The following is a 17,342-nucleotide window of genomic DNA, read 5'->3' as shown; positions in this document are numbered from 1 at the left end:
AGAAAAAACAAGCCGCTACAAGGAATTTAATCCACGGCTTGTTTTTTTCAAAAAGTAAACTTATTTTTTCTCAGTATCCACTTCCGTTGTTGTTACTTCTTCAACTTCCGCTTCCACTACTTCTTCCTCAACTGCGTCTGCTTTCGCTAAAACAGTACGAACTGCATTGCGATCAAAAGTTAGTTCACTACCAGCACAATCAAGTACAATATTGCCATCTTCAATTGCTACGACTGTTCCGTGCAATCCTCCGATAGTAATGATTTTATCGCCTTTAGATAGACCACTTTGCATTGATGTTACTTCTTTTTGACGTTTTTGTTGTGGACGGATAAGCAAGAAGTAGAACAATACGATCATTAATAATAACGGTATTAACATTGCCATGTGTTTATTCAGCTCCTTTCATTTTTATTCTATATTAGAAATTTTTCGCATTCGGACCATTAAGGCCATACTGCTCAAAAAATTCTTCCCGGAAATCAGCAAGTCGGTCGTTCATAATTGCGCCACGAACCTGCTCCATTAAGTTTAACAGAAAATGTAGATTATGATAAGTAGTAAGCCTAATTCCAAAAGTTTCATCACAACGAATCAAATGTCGAATGTAGGCACGCGAGTAATTTTTGCATGTGTAGCAATCACAAGCTTCATCAATCGGACGGAAATCACGCGCAAATTTGGCGTTTCGAACAACTAACCGACCTTTACTTGTCATACATGTACCATTTCTCGCAATACGCGTTGGAAGCACGCAATCAAACATATCAATCCCACGAATCACGCCGTCAATCAGCGCGTCAGGCGAACCTACACCCATCAAATAACGCGGTTTATTCGCCGGTAATAATGGCGTCGTATACTCCAACACTTCATTCATAATATCTTTTGGCTCACCAACAGACAATCCGCCAATCGAATAACCAGGAAAATCCATTGATACAAGATCACGCGCACTTTGCTCACGTAAATCTTTATACGAACCACCTTGCACAATTCCAAAAAGACCTTGGTCATGCGGACGAGCGTGCGCTTTCAAACCACGTTCAGCCCAACGAGACGTCCTTTCAATCGATTTCTTCATGTAGTCATGTGTTGCTGGATATGGCGGACATTCGTCAAACGACATCATAATGTCCGACCCTAACGAGTTTTGAATTTGAATCGCTTTTTCAGGTGAAAGGAACAGCTTATCTCCGTTCAAATGATTGCGGAAATGCACGCCTTCTTCCTTAATATCACGCATATCGCTCAAGCTAAACACTTGGTAACCGCCAGAATCCGTCAAAATCGCCTGATCCCAGTTCATAAATTTGTGAAGACCACCAGCTTCCTCAATCAAATCCTCACCAGGTCGTAGCCATAAGTGATACGTATTGCTCAAAATAATGCCTGAGCCCATTGCTTTTAGTTCCTCTGGAGACATCGTTTTAACTGTCGCAAGCGTCCCCACCGGCATAAACATAGGCGTATCAAAAGAACCGTGCGGCGTATGAATTTTGCCTAGACGGGCGCCTGTTTGCTTATCAGTTTTTATTAGTTCATAGGTAATCGCAGCCATTTTCTACCTCTTTCTATTTGTGATATCCAAATCATAGCATATCTAAAAAAGCACCGAAAAACAAGTCTTTTCTAGCAAAAAAATAAATTAAGCATAAATAAACATCGCATCGCCGAAACTAAAGAAGCGATATTTCTGCGCAACCGCGTGTTCATAAGCCGTCATAATTTTTTCGCGATCCGCAAGCGCACTAACCAACATGATAAGCGTCGACTTCGGCAAATGGAAATTCGTAATCAAGGCATCCACCGCTTTAAACGTGTAGCCTGGCGAAATAAAAATCTCCGTCCAACCACTGTCTTCTTGCAGTTTCCCATCAAATTTTGACGCAATGGTTTCCAATGTCCGAATCGATGTCGTTCCCACAGCTACCACCTTGCCACCAGCCGCTTTCACATCATTTAATTCCTGCGCAGCTTCCACCGTCAAACAGTAAAATTCCGAATGCATTTTGTGATTAGCCGTATCTTCCACATCCACTGGCCGGAACGTTCCCAACCCAACATGAAGCGTCAAAAATACCACTTTCACACCTTTTGCACGCACCTGATCAAGCAAGTCTTCCGTGAAATGCAACCCAGCTGTTGGCGCCGCCGCAGAACCATTTTCACGCGCAAAAACAGTTTGGTAACGATCTTGGTCAGCCAATTGCTCCTTGATATACGGAGGCAAAGGCATCTCGCCCAAACGTTCTAAAATCTCATAGAAAATACCGCTATACTCAAATTGCAAAATACGGCCACCGTGTTCCAATTCTTCCAAACAAACCGCCGAAAGTTCGCCATCGCCAAACACAATACGCATCCCTTTACGAATCCGTTTTGCCGGTTTCACAAGCGTTTCCCAAGCATCGCCTTCTGTCTGTTTCAACAGTAAAACTTCGATATGCGCACCTGTTTCCGCTTTTTCCCCGTGGAGTCGAGCCGGCAACACACGCGTATCGTTCAAAACAAGCGCATCACCCGCATCCAAATGCTCCAAAATCGCAGGAAAATGCTTGTCCTCGATAACACCCGTTTCCTTATTCAATAACATCAAGCGACTAGACGTCCGATCAAGCAATGGCGTCTGCGCGATTAATTCCTCTGGTAATTCAAAATCAAAATCCTCTACTCTCATTCCGACACACCTTTTCATTCACTTTTCGTTAATCCTAAATGCTCATAAGCTGCATCCGTCACCAGTCTCCCACGTGGCGTCCGCTGCAAAAAGCCAATCTGTAACAAATATGGTTCTTGCATATCTTCAATCGTTTCACGTTCCTCGCCAATACTCGCCGCAATCGTATCCAAGCCAACCGGCCCACCACGAAACGAGCCAATAATAGTCGCCAGCAAACGCTGATCAATCGTATCCAAACCACGCGGATCCACTTGGAGCAGCGTCAACGCCTCACGCGCCAAACTTTCCGTCACCAAGCCATCACTACGAACTTGCGCAAAATCACGCACTCGTTTTAGCAACCGGTTCGCAATCCGAGGTGTCCCACGCGACCGTCTCGCAATCTCCACCGCGCCATATTTCTCGACTTCCGTATCCAAAATATCCGCCGTCCGCGTCACGATTTCCGTCAACTGCTCCTCCGAATAAAATTCCAAATGATCAATCACGCCAAACCGGTCACGCAAAGGCGCTGATAACTGCCCCGCACGCGTCGTCGCGCCAATCAATGTAAATGGCGGTAAATCCAAGCGCACCGAACGCGCCGTAGGACCCGTCCCAATCACAATATCCAAACAATAATCCTCCATCGCTGGATATAGAATCTCCTCAATCGAGCGGTTCAATCGATGAATCTCATCAATAAACAGCACATCCCCCGGTTCAAGCGTCGTCAAAATCGTCGCCAAGTCACCAGGACGCTCAATCGCAGGACCACTCGTCGTGCGCATCGCTGTTCCCATTTCATTCGCAATCACCATCGCAAGCGTCGTCTTCCCCAGCCCCGGTGGCCCGTATAAAAGCACATGATCCAGCGCCTCTTCCCGCTGTTTCGCCGCCTCAATAAAAACCTCCAAATTATGCTTCACTTTTTCTTGCCCAATATATTGCGCTAAGGTCTGTGGGCGGAGACTTTTCTCGAAGGAAACTTCTTCTTGATTCACGTTTTCACCAGAAATGATGCGGTCTTCCATATCACATTCCCCCTATCCTTATTTCGTCATGAGCTGAAGCGCCAATTTAATATAATCATTGCTCGTCAACACTTCTTTTTCCAATTTCGGCAATACTTTTTTGAGTTCCCGCGTACTATAACCAAGTGCCTCGAGTGCCAAAACTGCCTCCTCAAGCGCTGGCGGTAGCCCATCGGAAATGTCCTTCGTCGCCTTTTGAACCGTAATCTGATCTGCCGCCACATCCGCAAGCTTCCCTTTTAAATCCAAAATAATCTGGCGCGCCGTCTTTTTCCCAACGCTCGGAAACTTCGTCAAATACACGTCATCTTCCGCTTCAATCGCCGAAATAAGTGGAACAGGATCGCCCGCAGCAATAATCGCCAGCGCACTTTTCGGCCCAATTCCAGACACGCCAAGCAATTTCTTAAATAAATAACGCTCTTCGGAAGTCTGAAAACCAAACAAGGAAATATTATCCTCACGCACATGTTGATATAAATAAACCTTGGTCTCCTTCCCCTCTAAACTCGAGAAAGAAAAAGGATTCCCAGTAATAATTTGATAACCAATGTGACCCGTCTCAATCACAATATACTCCGGAGAAATATCCGTCACCGTACCTTTTATATATTCATACAAAGAAAATGCCCCTCCATCTAAAAATAAATTCACTCCCTCCATGATAGCATAAAAAAGAACATTTGTACTACCACAAATCATTGTTTACGACATTTTATCCCGTTCCAACTTGCTTCAAGCCAAGAAACCGCATACAATAAGTATACGAGGTGATAACCATGTCAGAAAAAACAATCACGACAACCCTGAAAAAATTACTAAATATAATCGCATCCACCGGCAGCCCCGCAAACACATCCGTGACCAATCACCATATCAATCAAAAACTAAAACAGTTAAAGAAAGAAGAAAAATAAGAAAACGACTTACAAATATCCGTCTAAACGCGAAAGACAGATGCTTGTAAGCCGTTCTTTTTTTACCCCAAATGCGTAATATTCTCTGCAATCACAGCCGCAGACGCATCAAATTGCTCTTGTTCCAATTCATTCAATGATAACTCAATGATTTCCTTGACCCCATCCTGCGCTAGAACAGCTGGCACTCCGATAGCAATCCCACGTTTTCCGTATTCCCCATCGAGCACACAAGAAACCGCCAAGGCACGATGACTACCACTAAAAATATTGCGACAAATTTCCACAATCGTTCCAGCAATACCATATTCCGTGCAGCCTTTTTGATGATATATTTCAAAACCAGTATCCCGCGCACGGTCACCAATTTCCTTCAAATCAAATTCCGTTCCAAACTTCTCTTTACTATAAGCGTTAATCGACTTCCCGTACACCGACGAATGCGACCAAACTGGAAATTGCGAATCACCATGTTCCCCGAGCACAAACGCATCAATACTCTGCGGCGCCACATCCAATTGCTCCGATAACAAGCGACGCAACCTTGTCGTATCCAACCAAACCCCCGTACCGAGCACCCGATGCCTTGGCAATCCAGAAAGCTGCCACACCTGATACGTAATAATATCAACAGGGTTCGCTGCCACTAAAAAAATCCCCTCAAAACCATTGCCCATCATTTCGGGAACAATATTCGCAATAATGCGCGACGTACTTTTCAGCTCATCCAATCGGGTTTGCCCCTCTTTCAAAGCCCCCGCCGTCACCGTTATTACCGCAATATCAATATCACGGCAGTCCTTCGCCTCACGTACGCTTATTTTCATCATGCCATGCGTAAAAGCCGCCGCATCCGCTAAATCCTTACGATGGCCCTCCACGCGCTCCGTATTCAAGTCAACGAGAATTAATTCCTCACAAATATTCTGATTCACAAAAGCATGCGCCGCCGCTGAACCAACATTCCCAGCACCAATAATCATTACTTTTCTAGGTTTCAAATGAACCAATCCTTCCTCACACGATTCTTGCCCTTATTTTACACAGAAACAGCTCGAAAAGAAAGTAATCAGCGTACTATTTTTGCACAGTTTGCAACATTTCCAATTGAGGCGAACTCGTTCCAACCACAACGTCCTGCACTTGATACACGAAATAGCCACTCAAACCTAACAATAAAGTTCCTAAAACCGTACCCGTCACAACTAATTTTTTCATCTTCATCCGCTCCATTCACCTTATTTATAAACCCATTTTACCAATAAAATGATCAGCTTTCCCGTGATTCAGATGACATCCACCTTACAATTTTGACACAAAAACCTAAGTCTAGAGTATACCAAAAGTAAATCGGCGAAAAGCGTTCGCATTGTTGGGGCTGTTCGAAATGAAATGAGTTACAGCCTCAACATGCCTATGAGCATCGCGAATAGGCGATCCTTCAGGAAACTTGGAATGAGGCCGTGGTAAACTTTATGGTTCTGCTACGCTTAACTTCTCGCATGGTCGGGGATACGACTCCCTCCCTACTTTCAGTCATCATGTACAAGTCGTACACTCCGCTTTGTTGTGGTTGTTTGAAGCAAAGCGAATTAGAACCTCAATATGCAAAAAAATGGAATGAGTTTGCCATCCTCATTCCACCAAACTTCCTGAATACAAACGCTTTCGCTCGATTTGTGTAACGCAAGATTTACGTCCTACCCGAAAATAAGGGTTTAAAGTTTCGCGATATCTTGCTTGTTTTGTGTGAAACTAAGTCTTTATAAGCCTCTGCTAGTTAAAAATCTTCATACGGCGGTTTACGAGACACGCACATAATGCCTGAAATGAGTAATAACGCGCCTGGGACGATCCATAACAGTTGAATCAGAATAAATCCAACTCCTCCGACGATAATCAATCCGATTCCCCAAGCTTTCGGGTTCGATTTGATCATACAGGCCGCAACAATGGCAAAACCAGACATGAAAAATACTAACACACCCAGGCCCATCATACCAAAGCTAAAAAGCCCACTCCACACATCTTCTGGCATAATCGCGGCAATACCAACCATAAAGAAACCAAACACAATCGTTACTATGGATGCAATCACACCCGTAATCCCGCCAATTAATCCCAACACAAATTCTGCTGTTCTAGTCATTAAAATCTCCTTCTCATTCACAATTTTAAAAGCTCCAAGCCTCTAAAACAAGATTACACTAATATCTGAGCGCTGTAAAGCTACTCAAAATCCATCCGCATTCGTATAAACTTCCTGCACATCATCGTCGTCCTCTAGTGCATCAATCATTCGCTCAAACTGCTCCTTTTTATCATCAGGAACTTCATTCACAACTTGAGGAATCATCGATAATTCTGCCGTAGCAAACGCATATCCCGCCTCACTAAGCGCATCCTTCACAGCTGTAAAAGCACTTGCCTCCGTATAAACCTCAAAAGCTTCCTCACTCAGCTCCACATCATCCGCCCCAGCCTCAATCGCCTCTAGCATAAATGTATCTTCATCCACTTCTAAGCCCCCACGCTCAATCACAATATAGCCTTTTCGATCAAACATGTAAGCGACACTTCCCGTCTCGCCAAGGCTACCACCATTCTTATTAAACGCCACACGCACATTCGTCGACGTCCGATTCCGATTATCCGTCAGCGTGTGCACTAAAACCGCGATTCCGCCAGGTCCATAACCCTCATATGTAATCTCATCATAATGTTCCCCGCTCGTATTTCCAGCCGCCTTGTCGATCGCCCGCTTAATGTTATCATTCGGCATATTAACCGCTTTCGCCTTATCCACCACAAGCCGCAACGACGCATTGGTAGCAATATCCGCTCCACCCTTCGCTGCCACAAAAATTTCCTTCGCCAACTTCTGAAAAACTTTTGCCCGTTTAGAGTCCTGCGCATTTTTACGCCCTTGAATATTCTTCCACTTCGAATGCCCTGCCATAATCACTACACTCCCTTAAACTTATTACTTAAAAGTCTAGCCTAGTTCGCATGAAACTTCAATGAAAACGGTATGCAAAAAATCACGCGCAACCGATTTTAACTGGTTAGGCGTGATTCTAAATGTATTATTTCATCTTCACAGGAAGACGATAGACATGATACGTTCCCAACTCCCGCGTTTTCCCACCAAGCAAAGCGATTTCTTCCAGAGCATTCTGGACTAATTTTGCCTCACCATCAGAAAGTAAATCAATCAAAAAGAAATACTCTCCCAGCGATGTTTTTAACGGTCTGGATTCAATTTTGCTCATATCGATATTGCGCCAAGCGAACGTTGCCAACACTTTATGAAGCGCCCCCGGCATGTTATTCGGTAAAATAACGCTGACCGAAGTCTTCTCTTCCTCGCGATCAGGCAAAGCGATACGCACTGGATTTCGACTTAAAACGACAAACCGCGTCTGATTAAGCTCGATATCCTGCGCATTTTCTTGAACGATTGTAAGTCCATACTCGTCAGCCGCCATATAAGGCGCGATAGCCGCAACTAGCTCATCCGGATGTTTGCTTACCCATTCCGCAGCATAAGCCGTTGAAGGGGTCGTTTCGCGCTCCACACCGTACAGTTCCGTTTGCAAGAACGTATGACACTGCGCAATTGCTTGAGGATGCGACATCACTTTTTGGACAGATTTCCAGGTAGCTTCATTATTTGGGTGAACCATGAGATGTTGCGCAATCGGGACGACAATCTCCGCCACAATCGGCACGCTCGAAATATGAAATAAATAATCTAGCGTAATATTAACCGTTCCTTCAAGCGTATTCTCAATCGGAACAACCGCCACATCCACTTTTCCTTTTTCAATCGCCATAATGCAATCCGGAATCGTTGCATAAGCGACCGCTTCCCCATCTGGAAAAGCGCTAATCGCTGCTGAATGCGTGAATGTCGCAACAGGCCCCAAGTAACCAACCTTCATAAAAATGCCACCCCTTTATTAATCGATGAATTCAAACTCGAAATCAAACAAACGAATCGTTTCGCCATCTTTCGCACCACGTTTACGAAGCGCATCATCGACACCCATCGCACGCAGTTGACGAGAGAATCGTTGAATCGAAGCATCACGCTCAAAATTCGTCATCGCAAATAGCCGTTCTAATTTCTCACCACTAAGCACATACGTACCATCTGGATCACGCGTAATTTCGAAATCAGGCGCCTCAGCTTGGTATTTATAAAGAACCGTTTCCTCTTCTTCTTTTTCAAGCAACTCATCAAGCGGGAATTCTGCCGTCGTTTCCAGTTTATCCGCAATCGTAAGCAACAACGGATTCAGACCCGTTTGCGTTACAGCCGAAATCGGGAAAATCGGAATCTCTTCTTTTAGCTTCCCTTTAAAAATTTCTAACTGTTCGTCAGCACCTTCCACATCCATCTTGTTCGCAACGATAATCTGCGGACGCTCCATCAAACGTAAATTATATTGTTCTAACTCATTATTAATCGCTAAATAATCATCATACGGATCGCGACCTTCTGACACCGACATGTCAATCACATGCACAATAACACGCGTCCGCTCAATGTGGCGCAAGAATTGATGTCCTAGACCAACACCTTGGCTAGCACCCTCAATCAAACCAGGCAAATCAGCCATAACAAAACTACGACTATCCCCCGTATCCACCATCCCTAAATTAGGCACAATCGTTGTAAAATGGTATGCCGCAATCTTCGGACGAGCCGCAGAAACAACAGATAACAATGTCGATTTACCAACACTTGGGAAACCTACTAAGCCAACATCCGCCAATACTTTCAACTCTAATTGGATCGAACGCTCTTGCCCTGGTTCACCATTCTCCGATAATTCTGGAGCCGGATTCGCCGACGTTGCAAAACGTTTATTTCCACGTCCACCACGACCAGCTTTCGCAATAACTGCCTGTTGACCATGCGCCACTAAATCCGCGATAACTTCGCCTGTATCAACATCCGATACAACTGTTCCTTGTGGTACTTTTATAATTAAATCATCCGCACCACGTCCATGCATACTTTTACTCATACCATGCTCGCCACGCTCCGCTTTAAAACGGCGCTGATAACGGAAATCGATCAATGTACGTAAACCTTCATCTACTTCAAAAACAACATCGCCACCATTACCACCGTCACCGCCAGCCGGTCCACCATTTGGAACAAACTTTTCTCGGCGAAATGCAACCATTCCATCTCCACCATCACCAGCTCTTACATATATCTTAACTTGATCTATAAACATAATCATTCTCCCGTCCAATTTTATATCATCTGTTCATTATAACGAACTTTACTTGCATAGTCATCCTTTTTCGAAAATATTTTATGGTTGGGTGGATTTTTTCATACGAAAGAGCCTAAATCCACTTTACAGGTTTAGACTCTTCTCTCATGTATATGGCGTCATATTTGGCGCCTTTTCGGATCTAGCTTGTGTGGTTCTTGGAAAGCGTCGTTTGCTTTTTTAGAACCTCAATATGCAGTAGAACCTAGTGAAACTGTCTTCCTTTAGCTCGGGCCGTTTCAGCTTTGTTGTGATTCTTAGGAAATGTTCTGTATTTCCTTAGAGCCTCAATATGAGTGCGAACATGGGGAGTATTCGTTCCTCGCTCTGAGTCATGCTCGGCGCCTCCGGATCCGGCTTCAACGGCCAGACTCTCGAAAATTTCGTGCCCTCCGCAAAAACCAAGTGCGGGTTTTCACTGCGGCCCCTAACAATTTTTTTCGATTCTAACGGGCCGTTTCAGCACTTCTTTGGATCCAGCTTCAACGGCCAACTCCTAGAAAACTTCACGCCCTCTACAAAAAGCAAGAGCGGCTTTTTCCTGCGGCCGCTCCAGTTTTTGTCAGAGTTGAACGGGCCGTTTCAGCACTTCTTATTTAAAAGCTTGCGCCGCTTTCACTGCTTTCTTCCAACCGCCATATAATTCTGCTCGTTCTTCCTCTTTCATCTTAACTTCGAATTTCTTATCCAATTTCCAGTGTTTCTTAATCTCACTCTTATCTTTCCAAACGCCCACTGCTAAGCCTGCTAGGAATGCGGCGCCGAGTACTGTTGTTTCGCGATTTTCAGGACGTTCTACTGGTACATCTAGAATATCCGCTTGGAATTGCATAAGGAAATCGTTGGCACACGCTCCGCCATCCACATGTAGCAACTTCAACTCGATGCCTGAATCTTTTTCCATTGCGTCCAACACATCTTTTGTTTGATAAGCCAAGGATTCAAGTGTCGCACGAATAAACTGCTCTTTCTCCGTTCCACGCGTCAAGCCAAATACCGCACCACGCACGTCAGAATCCCAATAAGGCGCTCCTAAACCTACGAACGCAGGAACAACGTACACACCATCCGATGACTCAATCCGAGACGCATAATTTTCCGAATCTCCAGAATGGCGCAACATCCGCATCCCATCACGTAACCACTGAATCGCAGAACCAGCAACGAAAATACTACCTTCCAGTGCATATTCTACTTTTCCATCAATGCCCCACGCAAGTGTTGTCAGCAATCCCGTATCCGATTTAACCGCTTTGTCTCCGGTATTCATTAATAAGAAACAACCCGTGCCATACGTATTTTTTGCCTCGCCTTTTTCAAAGCAACCTTGTCCGAACAACGCCGCCTGCTGGTCACCCGCAATCCCCGCAACCGGAACCTCTTCACCAAAGAAATGATACGGTACAGTCGTGCCATACACCTCCGAAGATTGACGAACTTCTGGTAGCATCACTTTTGGAATATTCAACATCTCAAGCAATTCATCGTCCCACTGCAAATCATAGATATTGTATAAAAGCGTCCGCGAAGCATTCGAATAATCCGTCACATGCGCCTTCCCACCAGTCAACTTCCAAACTAGCCACGTATCGATGGTTCCAAACAGCAATTCACCATTTTCCGCGCGTTCCTGCGCACCATCCACATGATCTAAAATCCAACGAGCTTTCGTTCCCGCAAAGTACGCATCAATCAATAATCCGGTTTTGTCGCGAACGATATCATTGTAACCGTCCTCTTTCAACTGATTACAAATATCCGCCGTTTGACGAGATTGCCAAACAATCGCATTATAAACCGGGTTTCCCGATTCTTTCTCCCATACCACCGTCGTCTCGCGTTGATTCGTGATACCAATCCCCGCAATATCCTTCGATGAAATATTCGTTTTCAGTAACACACCCGCGATAACCGCTAAAATCGACGCCCAGATTTCATTCGCATTATGCTCCACCCAACCTGGCTTCGGAAAAATTTGCTCGAATTCCTTCTGTTCCACACCGATAATTTCGCCCGTCTCATCTACAATCATCGCTCTTGAACTAGTCGTACCTTGATCTAACGCTAAAATATATTTTTTCTCCATCTAAAATTCCCCCTTCAAAATAAGTATGTCATTTTTTCAAATTTTGTCACGCTTTTTGCTTTTTATCAAGTTGCATCGTGAATAGTAAAATCACAAGGAATACAGCAAGGAAAATCCATAACCAAATTCCGAAATCCTCTTTAATAATCGCGTTATAACCTAGTCCACCAAGCGCCCCACCAACAATCGGTCCTAAAACAGGAACCCACGAGTAAGACCAATCCGATCCACCTTTTCCAGCAATCGGCCAAACAAAATGCGCAATACGAGGTCCGAGGTCACGCGCCGGATTAATCGCATAACCAGTCGTTCCACCAAGTGACATCCCGATAACAATGATGAGCCCACCAACAACTAATGGATTTAAACCATCTGAGAAACTGTTAGCCCCAATCGATAAGAGTCCAAAAACCAGAACAAAAGTACCTAATGCCTCACCGAAAAAATTCGATGTGTAATGACGAATCGCTGGTGCCGTTGAGAATACGCCTAATTTTGTAGGTTTGTCTTCTGTTTTTTTCCAATGTGGGTAATAGTGAAGCCAGACAAGCGTTGCACCGATAAATGCACCGATAAACTGCGCAGATATGTATGGAAAAACATCCGCCCAAGGGAAATTACCAGTTAACGCCATTCCGATTGTTACCGCTGGATTTAAATGCGCCAAACTCATGTAACCGGAAACATAAACACCCATTGTAACCGCTAAGCCCCAAGCAATCGTGACAACAACCCAGCCACCTGCCTCCGCTTTTGACCCCTTTAGTGAAACGCCCGCCACGACGCCGCCACCGAATAATACCAAGATCATCGTTCCTAATAATTCTCCTAAAAATTGTGTGCCAATACTTGTGTCCATTTATTCCAACTCCTTTTGATTTTTTGGTCTAGACACCGCAACGTAACACGCCCCTTGTTACTTATCGCCCGTAAACCTTTTCTTCATTTATTTCAAAAAAAGAATGACAACCAAAACTAAGCACTGCATAAAAGCAGACTTATAGACGTTTTGATTGTCATCTCTTCTCCTGACAAATTTATTAACTTAAAGCTATTAAATCATATCAAGAAAACGCTGTCAACCCTTTCGCCCATAAGGTTGCTTGTGTTTTATTGCACTTGTCTATGGACTATACCCTAACAGATACGGCCGGTAAACATGATTTTGGTGGAGAATTGGGTTTTGGAGTTGCTTAAGGATTTACGGAAGAGTAGTTAGGTGCTTCGGGCTACAAGCCGGGCATCTGGCTGTTCAAACGCTCACGAAGGATTAACCGCTCGCTTTGCTCGCGCTTATATTGGGGCTGTAATTCACTTTGTTCAAACAGCCCCAACAACAAAAGAGACCCCTCAAAGAAGGATCTCTCGTCATATTATGCTTCTTGTGCTACTGGATAAACACTAACTTTTTTCTTGTCGCGACCCATACGTTCAAAACGTACGATGCCGTCTGCTTTAGCGAAAAGAGTATCGTCGCCGCCGCGTCCAACGTTAGTTCCAGGATAAATTTTTGTCCCACGTTGACGGTAAAGGATAGACCCACCAGTCACGAATTGGCCATCAGCGCGTTTAGCACCTAAGCGTTTCGACTCGGAGTCACGTCCATTGGATGTAGAACCACCGCCTTTTTTATGGGCAAAATGTTGAATATCAAATTTTAACATGAAAATTCCACCTCCTACTTTTTGGAGTTAATCGTAATATAATCAGGATAGCTATACGCTAAAGATATCAATTGATGCTCCATGCCTTCCAGCAATATTTGAACATCCTCACTAACCCCTAATTTTTCCGGGACAGAATAATAAAGATAGCCATCATCATCTTCCATCACAGGTTCGACTCCCATTCTTTCACTAATCGCATTTACCATGCCAAAAGCAATCGATGTAGCCCCTGCACACACCAAATCAGCGCCTTCTTCAGCGAAATTCGCATGTCCATCCATCTCAAAAGCAACGATTCGTTCTTCATGCCGAATAAAATCTACATGAATCATAAGTATCATCCCCTTTACAAATTACGCGTTGATTGCATCAATCGTTAATTTTGTATAAGGTTGACGATGACCTTGTTTTTTGTGATAGTTCTTTTTAGGCTTATATTTGAAAACAGTCAATTTCTTAGCGCGACCTTGTTTTTCAACTTTTGCTGTAACTGTTGCGCCGTCCACGAATGGAGCCCCAACTTTAACAGCGTCACCACTAACAAAAATAACTTTGTCAAATGTTACCACGTCACCAACTTCACCTGCTAATTTCTCAACATAGATCTCTTGGCCAGCTTCAACTTTAACTTGTTTTCCACCTGTTTCAATAATTGCGTACATACTTGCACCTCCTCATATACTTAGACTCGCCATCATGAGGGGATTGTTAGAAACAATACTTGACCCTATTCTGAGCGGTTGTAGCATGGTGCGCTACAAACATAACATTAGAATGATACCATAGAAAGAAAGCCTGTGTCAACAACTATTGTCAGTGCTCCACTTGTGATATTCGATAAAACGGCCGCACCTCATCCGCAATCATCCAATCAATATCTCCATCAAACGAAATTTCATCCAAAAAAGCATCCATAACATCCATCGTCACCGTCACAGCAACATAGGATGGATCACTTGCAAAAACACCTCTAAGCTCCCGCTCCATCTGGTAAATAAGCGTCTGAACAGAAGAAACGTACCCACTACCCTCACATGTTGGACAAGCACACTGCATTTCCTCGATAAGCGATTTCTGTCGTTTGCGCCGTGTCAATTGCATCAAACCATTCTCAGAAAGCCCCTCCACACGAACCGTTGTCGTATCTAAAGACGCTACTTCCTGTACTCGCTCCTGTAAACGATCTAATTGAACACGACTCATTCCACCGATAAAATCAACTAAAATAAAGCCACTCATATTTCGTAATTTCATTTGACGACCGATTTCTTCCACCACCGCCAAGTTTATGTCAAACGCCACCTCATCCACTTCTCTTTTCGATTTATAATTACCAGAGTTCACATCAATCACCCACATAGCCTCTGTCTTCTCAATAACGATAGATGCGCCATTCTTTAAAAAGACAGTTGGGCGTAGCAATCGATTAATTGCAACTTCAAGATTATAGGCAGAGAAAATCCCACCCTTTTCACGAAAAAGCGATACATTAGGAAATTGCGCTTGCAAACTACGATAAAGTGCAGCATCATCACAAATAATCTCCGTTTCATCCGTCACAAGAGAATTACTTTGCAACATTGTCGGAATACTAACCATTGCTTCTTGAATTTTCCGATTAGATCCTTTCGCCCGCGTCACAAGCTCTTCCATTTCACGCCTAGCTTGCACTATATCTTCCTCTATTTCAGCCGAGCTAACATCAGCCGCAACAGATCTTAAAATCACGCCCTCAGTCTCCTCTAACAACGGTGACACGAGTTGCTGTAATCGAATTTTATCTACTTCTTTTATTTTCTTAGATATCGCCAAAAATGCTTTCCCGTAGCTGTAGACTACAGAACCACAAGATACCTCAATTATACCAGTAAGTAGCGGAGCCTTCGTTGCATTCCCTTCCCGCTTCACCTGCACCATTAATTTCAATCCCTCGTGCAATCTGTACGACTCAGGAATATCCTGCAAATGGATAAATGCATTCTCTTTGTATCCTATGTTGACAAATGCAGCATTGATTTTCTGATTTATTTTTGTAACCGTTCCCCAATAGATATCTGATACTTGCGGCTCCATAGTCGGTCTGATAATGTCCAGCTCCACTAATACCTTCTCTTCTAAAAAAGCAACCCTTTTTTCTTTCCCCATAGCGTTAATAATAATTCTCAATGCCATGCCTCCCAGACACAATATTTTTTTATATTTCTATACCAGACTGCCAGGGATGTTCTAGATACTTCATATTTATCTGCTAGCGTTTGTTGGTCAAAATCCTTTAACTCTGGATATCGATTTGTAATAACCGCGTATTCCGCCGCACCGATAATCGACTTATAATCTACATTTTTTTTGAACGTACTTGGATATGCCTCAAAAAAGCCCTGTAACAAAGCTTGTATCTCTGCTCCCACCTTAACGTCATAGCGTCCAATCGCTAATTGGGAGTACATCCATACTTCTGGCATATCAAATACAACCTGTTTTGCATTTCCCGTAGACTCTTCCATCGAATCACTAATTGTTTTCTCCCAGGCCAATATCTCACCTTTCTTAACATTGTAGGATCTCGTCAGCTCTTCCATAAATTTTTGCCTATCTGCAGGCATTAAAAACATGTAATTTGACGTGGCGACAACCGCTCTTATTTCATCATCTGACAAAACCTCCGCACTACTCATCACATGATTAATGATCTCAAAACTAGCCTGCTCCTCTTGTTTCTCAATAGGTAAAGGGTTCCTATCTCTATACTTTTCTATAATACGACGTGTATCCTCTGATTTCCATTCATCCATAAAAAACTCCTCCTGTAGCAAAAAAGCTGGTTATTAATAAGAGACATCAACGTCTCCATTAATAAATCCAACTTTTATTATCTGTCTAATCAATTACCACCAAATAAGATTTTTAAGCGGCTAAAGAAGCCTTGTTTTTGCTCGTCAATTGACATCAATGGAATAGATTCACCAAGTAGTCTACGAGCGATGTTTCTATATCCAATACTTGCTTTATTACTAGCTTGCATAGAGACTGGCTCACCACTATTAGAAGAACGAATAACCTCATCGTCATCAATAATAATACCAATCAACTCAATAGATAGATGCGTCGTAATCTCATCAATATCCATTACATCACCATTTCGCATCATTTGTGTCCGAATACGATTAATAATCAGCTTAGGTGCCTCAATATCCTCTTGCTCCAATAAACCAATTATCCGATCAGCATCGCGAACAGCCGATATTTCTGGCGTTGTTACTACCAAGGCACGATCTGCACCGGCAACGGCATTCTTATACCCTTGCTCAATTCCAGCTGGGCAATCAATAAGAATAAAATCGTAGTCTGGCTTCATTTGCGTGATTAACTCTTTCATTTGTTGTCCTGTGACAGCACTCTTATCTGTTGTTTGTGCTGCAGGTAAAAGAAACAGCAAATCCTCAAAGCGTTTATCTTTAATAACCGCTTGATGCAACTTACAACGTCCCTCCACAACATCAACAAGGTCATAAATAATGCGATTTTCTAGACCTAAAACAACATCGAGATTTCGAAGTCCGATATCCATATCGACTAAGCACACTTTCTTGCCTTGCAATGCAAGTGCTGTACCAAGGTTGGCCGTTGTAGTCGTCTTACCAACGCCACCTTTTCCTGAAGTTATAACTATAGCCTCACCCAT

General features: G+C 43.6%; 20 protein-coding genes and 1 other annotated feature. Of the genes, 1 reads left to right on the top strand and 19 read right to left on the bottom strand.

All coding sequences use genetic code 11. The features are described from left to right. Positions 1-60: 60 nt before the first annotated feature. The 5 genes from yajC to ruvA all read right to left on the bottom strand — a co-directional run bounded on the left by yajC (position 61) and on the right by ruvA (position 4,317). Positions 61-387 (bottom strand): preprotein translocase subunit YajC, encoded by a 327-nt coding sequence (gene yajC / locus HPK16_RS02340; protein ID WP_051999329.1) that lies wholly within the window; start codon positions 385-387, stop codon positions 61-63. Between the two features lie 34 nt (positions 388-421). Continuing rightward, a complete protein-coding gene (tgt, locus tag HPK16_RS02335; RefSeq protein ID WP_036089440.1) occupies positions 422-1,561 on the bottom strand; it encodes a tRNA guanosine(34) transglycosylase Tgt in 1,140 nt (379 codons plus the stop codon). An 87-nt stretch (positions 1,562-1,648) separates the two neighbouring features. Continuing rightward, the gene (gene queA / locus HPK16_RS02330) at positions 1,649-2,680 is read right to left on the bottom strand and encodes a tRNA preQ1(34) S-adenosylmethionine ribosyltransferase-isomerase QueA (RefSeq protein WP_181675417.1); all 1,032 of its coding nucleotides are present in this window, start codon (positions 2,678-2,680) and stop codon (positions 1,649-1,651) included. Between the two features lie 14 nt (positions 2,681-2,694). After that, complete coding sequence (gene ruvB / locus HPK16_RS02325) at positions 2,695-3,696, bottom strand: Holliday junction branch migration DNA helicase RuvB (protein ID WP_181675416.1); 1,002 nt, start codon at positions 3,694-3,696, stop codon at positions 2,695-2,697. Between the two features lie 18 nt (positions 3,697-3,714). Then, on the bottom strand, positions 3,715-4,317 hold the full coding sequence (gene ruvA / locus HPK16_RS02320; RefSeq protein ID WP_036079740.1) for a Holliday junction branch migration protein RuvA: 603 nt from the start codon (positions 4,315-4,317) through the stop codon (positions 3,715-3,717). 158 nt (positions 4,318-4,475) lie between these two features. Here ruvA and HPK16_RS02315 point away from each other — a divergent pair, with 158 nt between their 5' ends. Further along, entirely contained in the window at positions 4,476-4,613 is a 138-nt protein-coding gene (locus HPK16_RS02315) for a hypothetical protein (protein ID WP_181675415.1), read from the top strand. A gap of 62 nt (positions 4,614-4,675) precedes the next feature. Here HPK16_RS02315 and HPK16_RS02310 read toward each other — a convergent pair whose 3' ends face one another. The 14 genes from HPK16_RS02310 to minD all read right to left on the bottom strand — a co-directional run bounded on the left by HPK16_RS02310 (position 4,676) and on the right by minD (position 17,342). Then, on the bottom strand, positions 4,676-5,614 hold the full coding sequence (locus tag HPK16_RS02310; RefSeq protein ID WP_181675414.1) for an L-lactate dehydrogenase: 939 nt from the start codon (positions 5,612-5,614) through the stop codon (positions 4,676-4,678). Between the two features lie 76 nt (positions 5,615-5,690). Continuing rightward, positions 5,691-5,831, bottom strand: a complete 141-nt coding sequence (locus HPK16_RS02305; protein WP_181675413.1) for a hypothetical protein — start codon at positions 5,829-5,831, stop codon at positions 5,691-5,693. 562 nt (positions 5,832-6,393) lie between these two features. Beyond that, positions 6,394-6,762: a DUF4064 domain-containing protein gene (locus HPK16_RS02300; protein ID WP_181675412.1), complete on the bottom strand. Its 369-nt coding sequence runs from the start codon at positions 6,760-6,762 to the stop codon at positions 6,394-6,396. Between the two features lie 84 nt (positions 6,763-6,846). Beyond that, complete coding sequence (locus HPK16_RS02295) at positions 6,847-7,572, bottom strand: YebC/PmpR family DNA-binding transcriptional regulator (RefSeq protein WP_181675411.1); 726 nt, start codon at positions 7,570-7,572, stop codon at positions 6,847-6,849. A gap of 127 nt (positions 7,573-7,699) precedes the next feature. Beyond that, a complete protein-coding gene (gene pheA / locus HPK16_RS02290) occupies positions 7,700-8,557 on the bottom strand; it encodes a prephenate dehydratase (protein WP_181675410.1) in 858 nt (285 codons plus the stop codon). Positions 8,558-8,575: 18 nt separating this feature from the next. Continuing rightward, positions 8,576-9,865, bottom strand: a complete 1,290-nt coding sequence (obgE, locus tag HPK16_RS02285; RefSeq protein WP_181675409.1) for a GTPase ObgE — start codon at positions 9,863-9,865, stop codon at positions 8,576-8,578. 634 nt (positions 9,866-10,499) lie between these two features. Next, positions 10,500-11,993 (bottom strand): glycerol kinase GlpK, encoded by a 1,494-nt coding sequence (gene glpK / locus HPK16_RS02280; protein ID WP_181675408.1) that lies wholly within the window; start codon positions 11,991-11,993, stop codon positions 10,500-10,502. A 46-nt stretch (positions 11,994-12,039) separates the two neighbouring features. After that, positions 12,040-12,852 (bottom strand): MIP/aquaporin family protein, encoded by an 813-nt coding sequence (locus HPK16_RS02275; protein ID WP_181675407.1) that lies wholly within the window; start codon positions 12,850-12,852, stop codon positions 12,040-12,042. Positions 12,853-13,366: 514 nt separating this feature from the next. After that, a complete protein-coding gene (gene rpmA / locus HPK16_RS02270; RefSeq protein WP_036066768.1) occupies positions 13,367-13,657 on the bottom strand; it encodes a 50S ribosomal protein L27 in 291 nt (96 codons plus the stop codon). 14 nt (positions 13,658-13,671) lie between these two features. After that, positions 13,672-13,992: a ribosomal-processing cysteine protease Prp gene (locus HPK16_RS02265; protein WP_181675406.1), complete on the bottom strand. Its 321-nt coding sequence runs from the start codon at positions 13,990-13,992 to the stop codon at positions 13,672-13,674. Between the two features lie 21 nt (positions 13,993-14,013). Beyond that, a complete protein-coding gene (rplU, locus tag HPK16_RS02260) occupies positions 14,014-14,322 on the bottom strand; it encodes a 50S ribosomal protein L21 (protein WP_036061720.1) in 309 nt (102 codons plus the stop codon). Positions 14,323-14,334: 12 nt separating this feature from the next. After that, positions 14,335-14,412, bottom strand: a sequence feature (ribosomal protein L21 leader region). A gap of 61 nt (positions 14,413-14,473) precedes the next feature. Continuing rightward, positions 14,474-15,826: a ribonuclease E/G gene (locus HPK16_RS02255; protein ID WP_181675405.1), complete on the bottom strand. Its 1,353-nt coding sequence runs from the start codon at positions 15,824-15,826 to the stop codon at positions 14,474-14,476. Continuing rightward, positions 15,823-16,452, bottom strand: coding sequence for a hypothetical protein (locus tag HPK16_RS02250; protein WP_181675404.1), 630 nt, complete (start codon positions 16,450-16,452; stop codon positions 15,823-15,825). Before HPK16_RS02250 ends, HPK16_RS02255 begins: the two co-directional genes overlap by 4 nt. Positions 16,453-16,541: 89 nt before the next feature. Beyond that, complete coding sequence (gene minD / locus HPK16_RS02245; RefSeq protein WP_181675403.1) at positions 16,542-17,342, bottom strand: septum site-determining protein MinD; 801 nt, start codon at positions 17,340-17,342, stop codon at positions 16,542-16,544.

This window comes from Paenilisteria rustica, assembly GCF_013820765.1.
Taxonomy (GTDB): domain Bacteria; phylum Bacillota; class Bacilli; order Lactobacillales; family Listeriaceae; genus Listeria_A; species Listeria_A rustica.
This window is presented reverse-complemented; position numbering and strand designations above follow the sequence as displayed.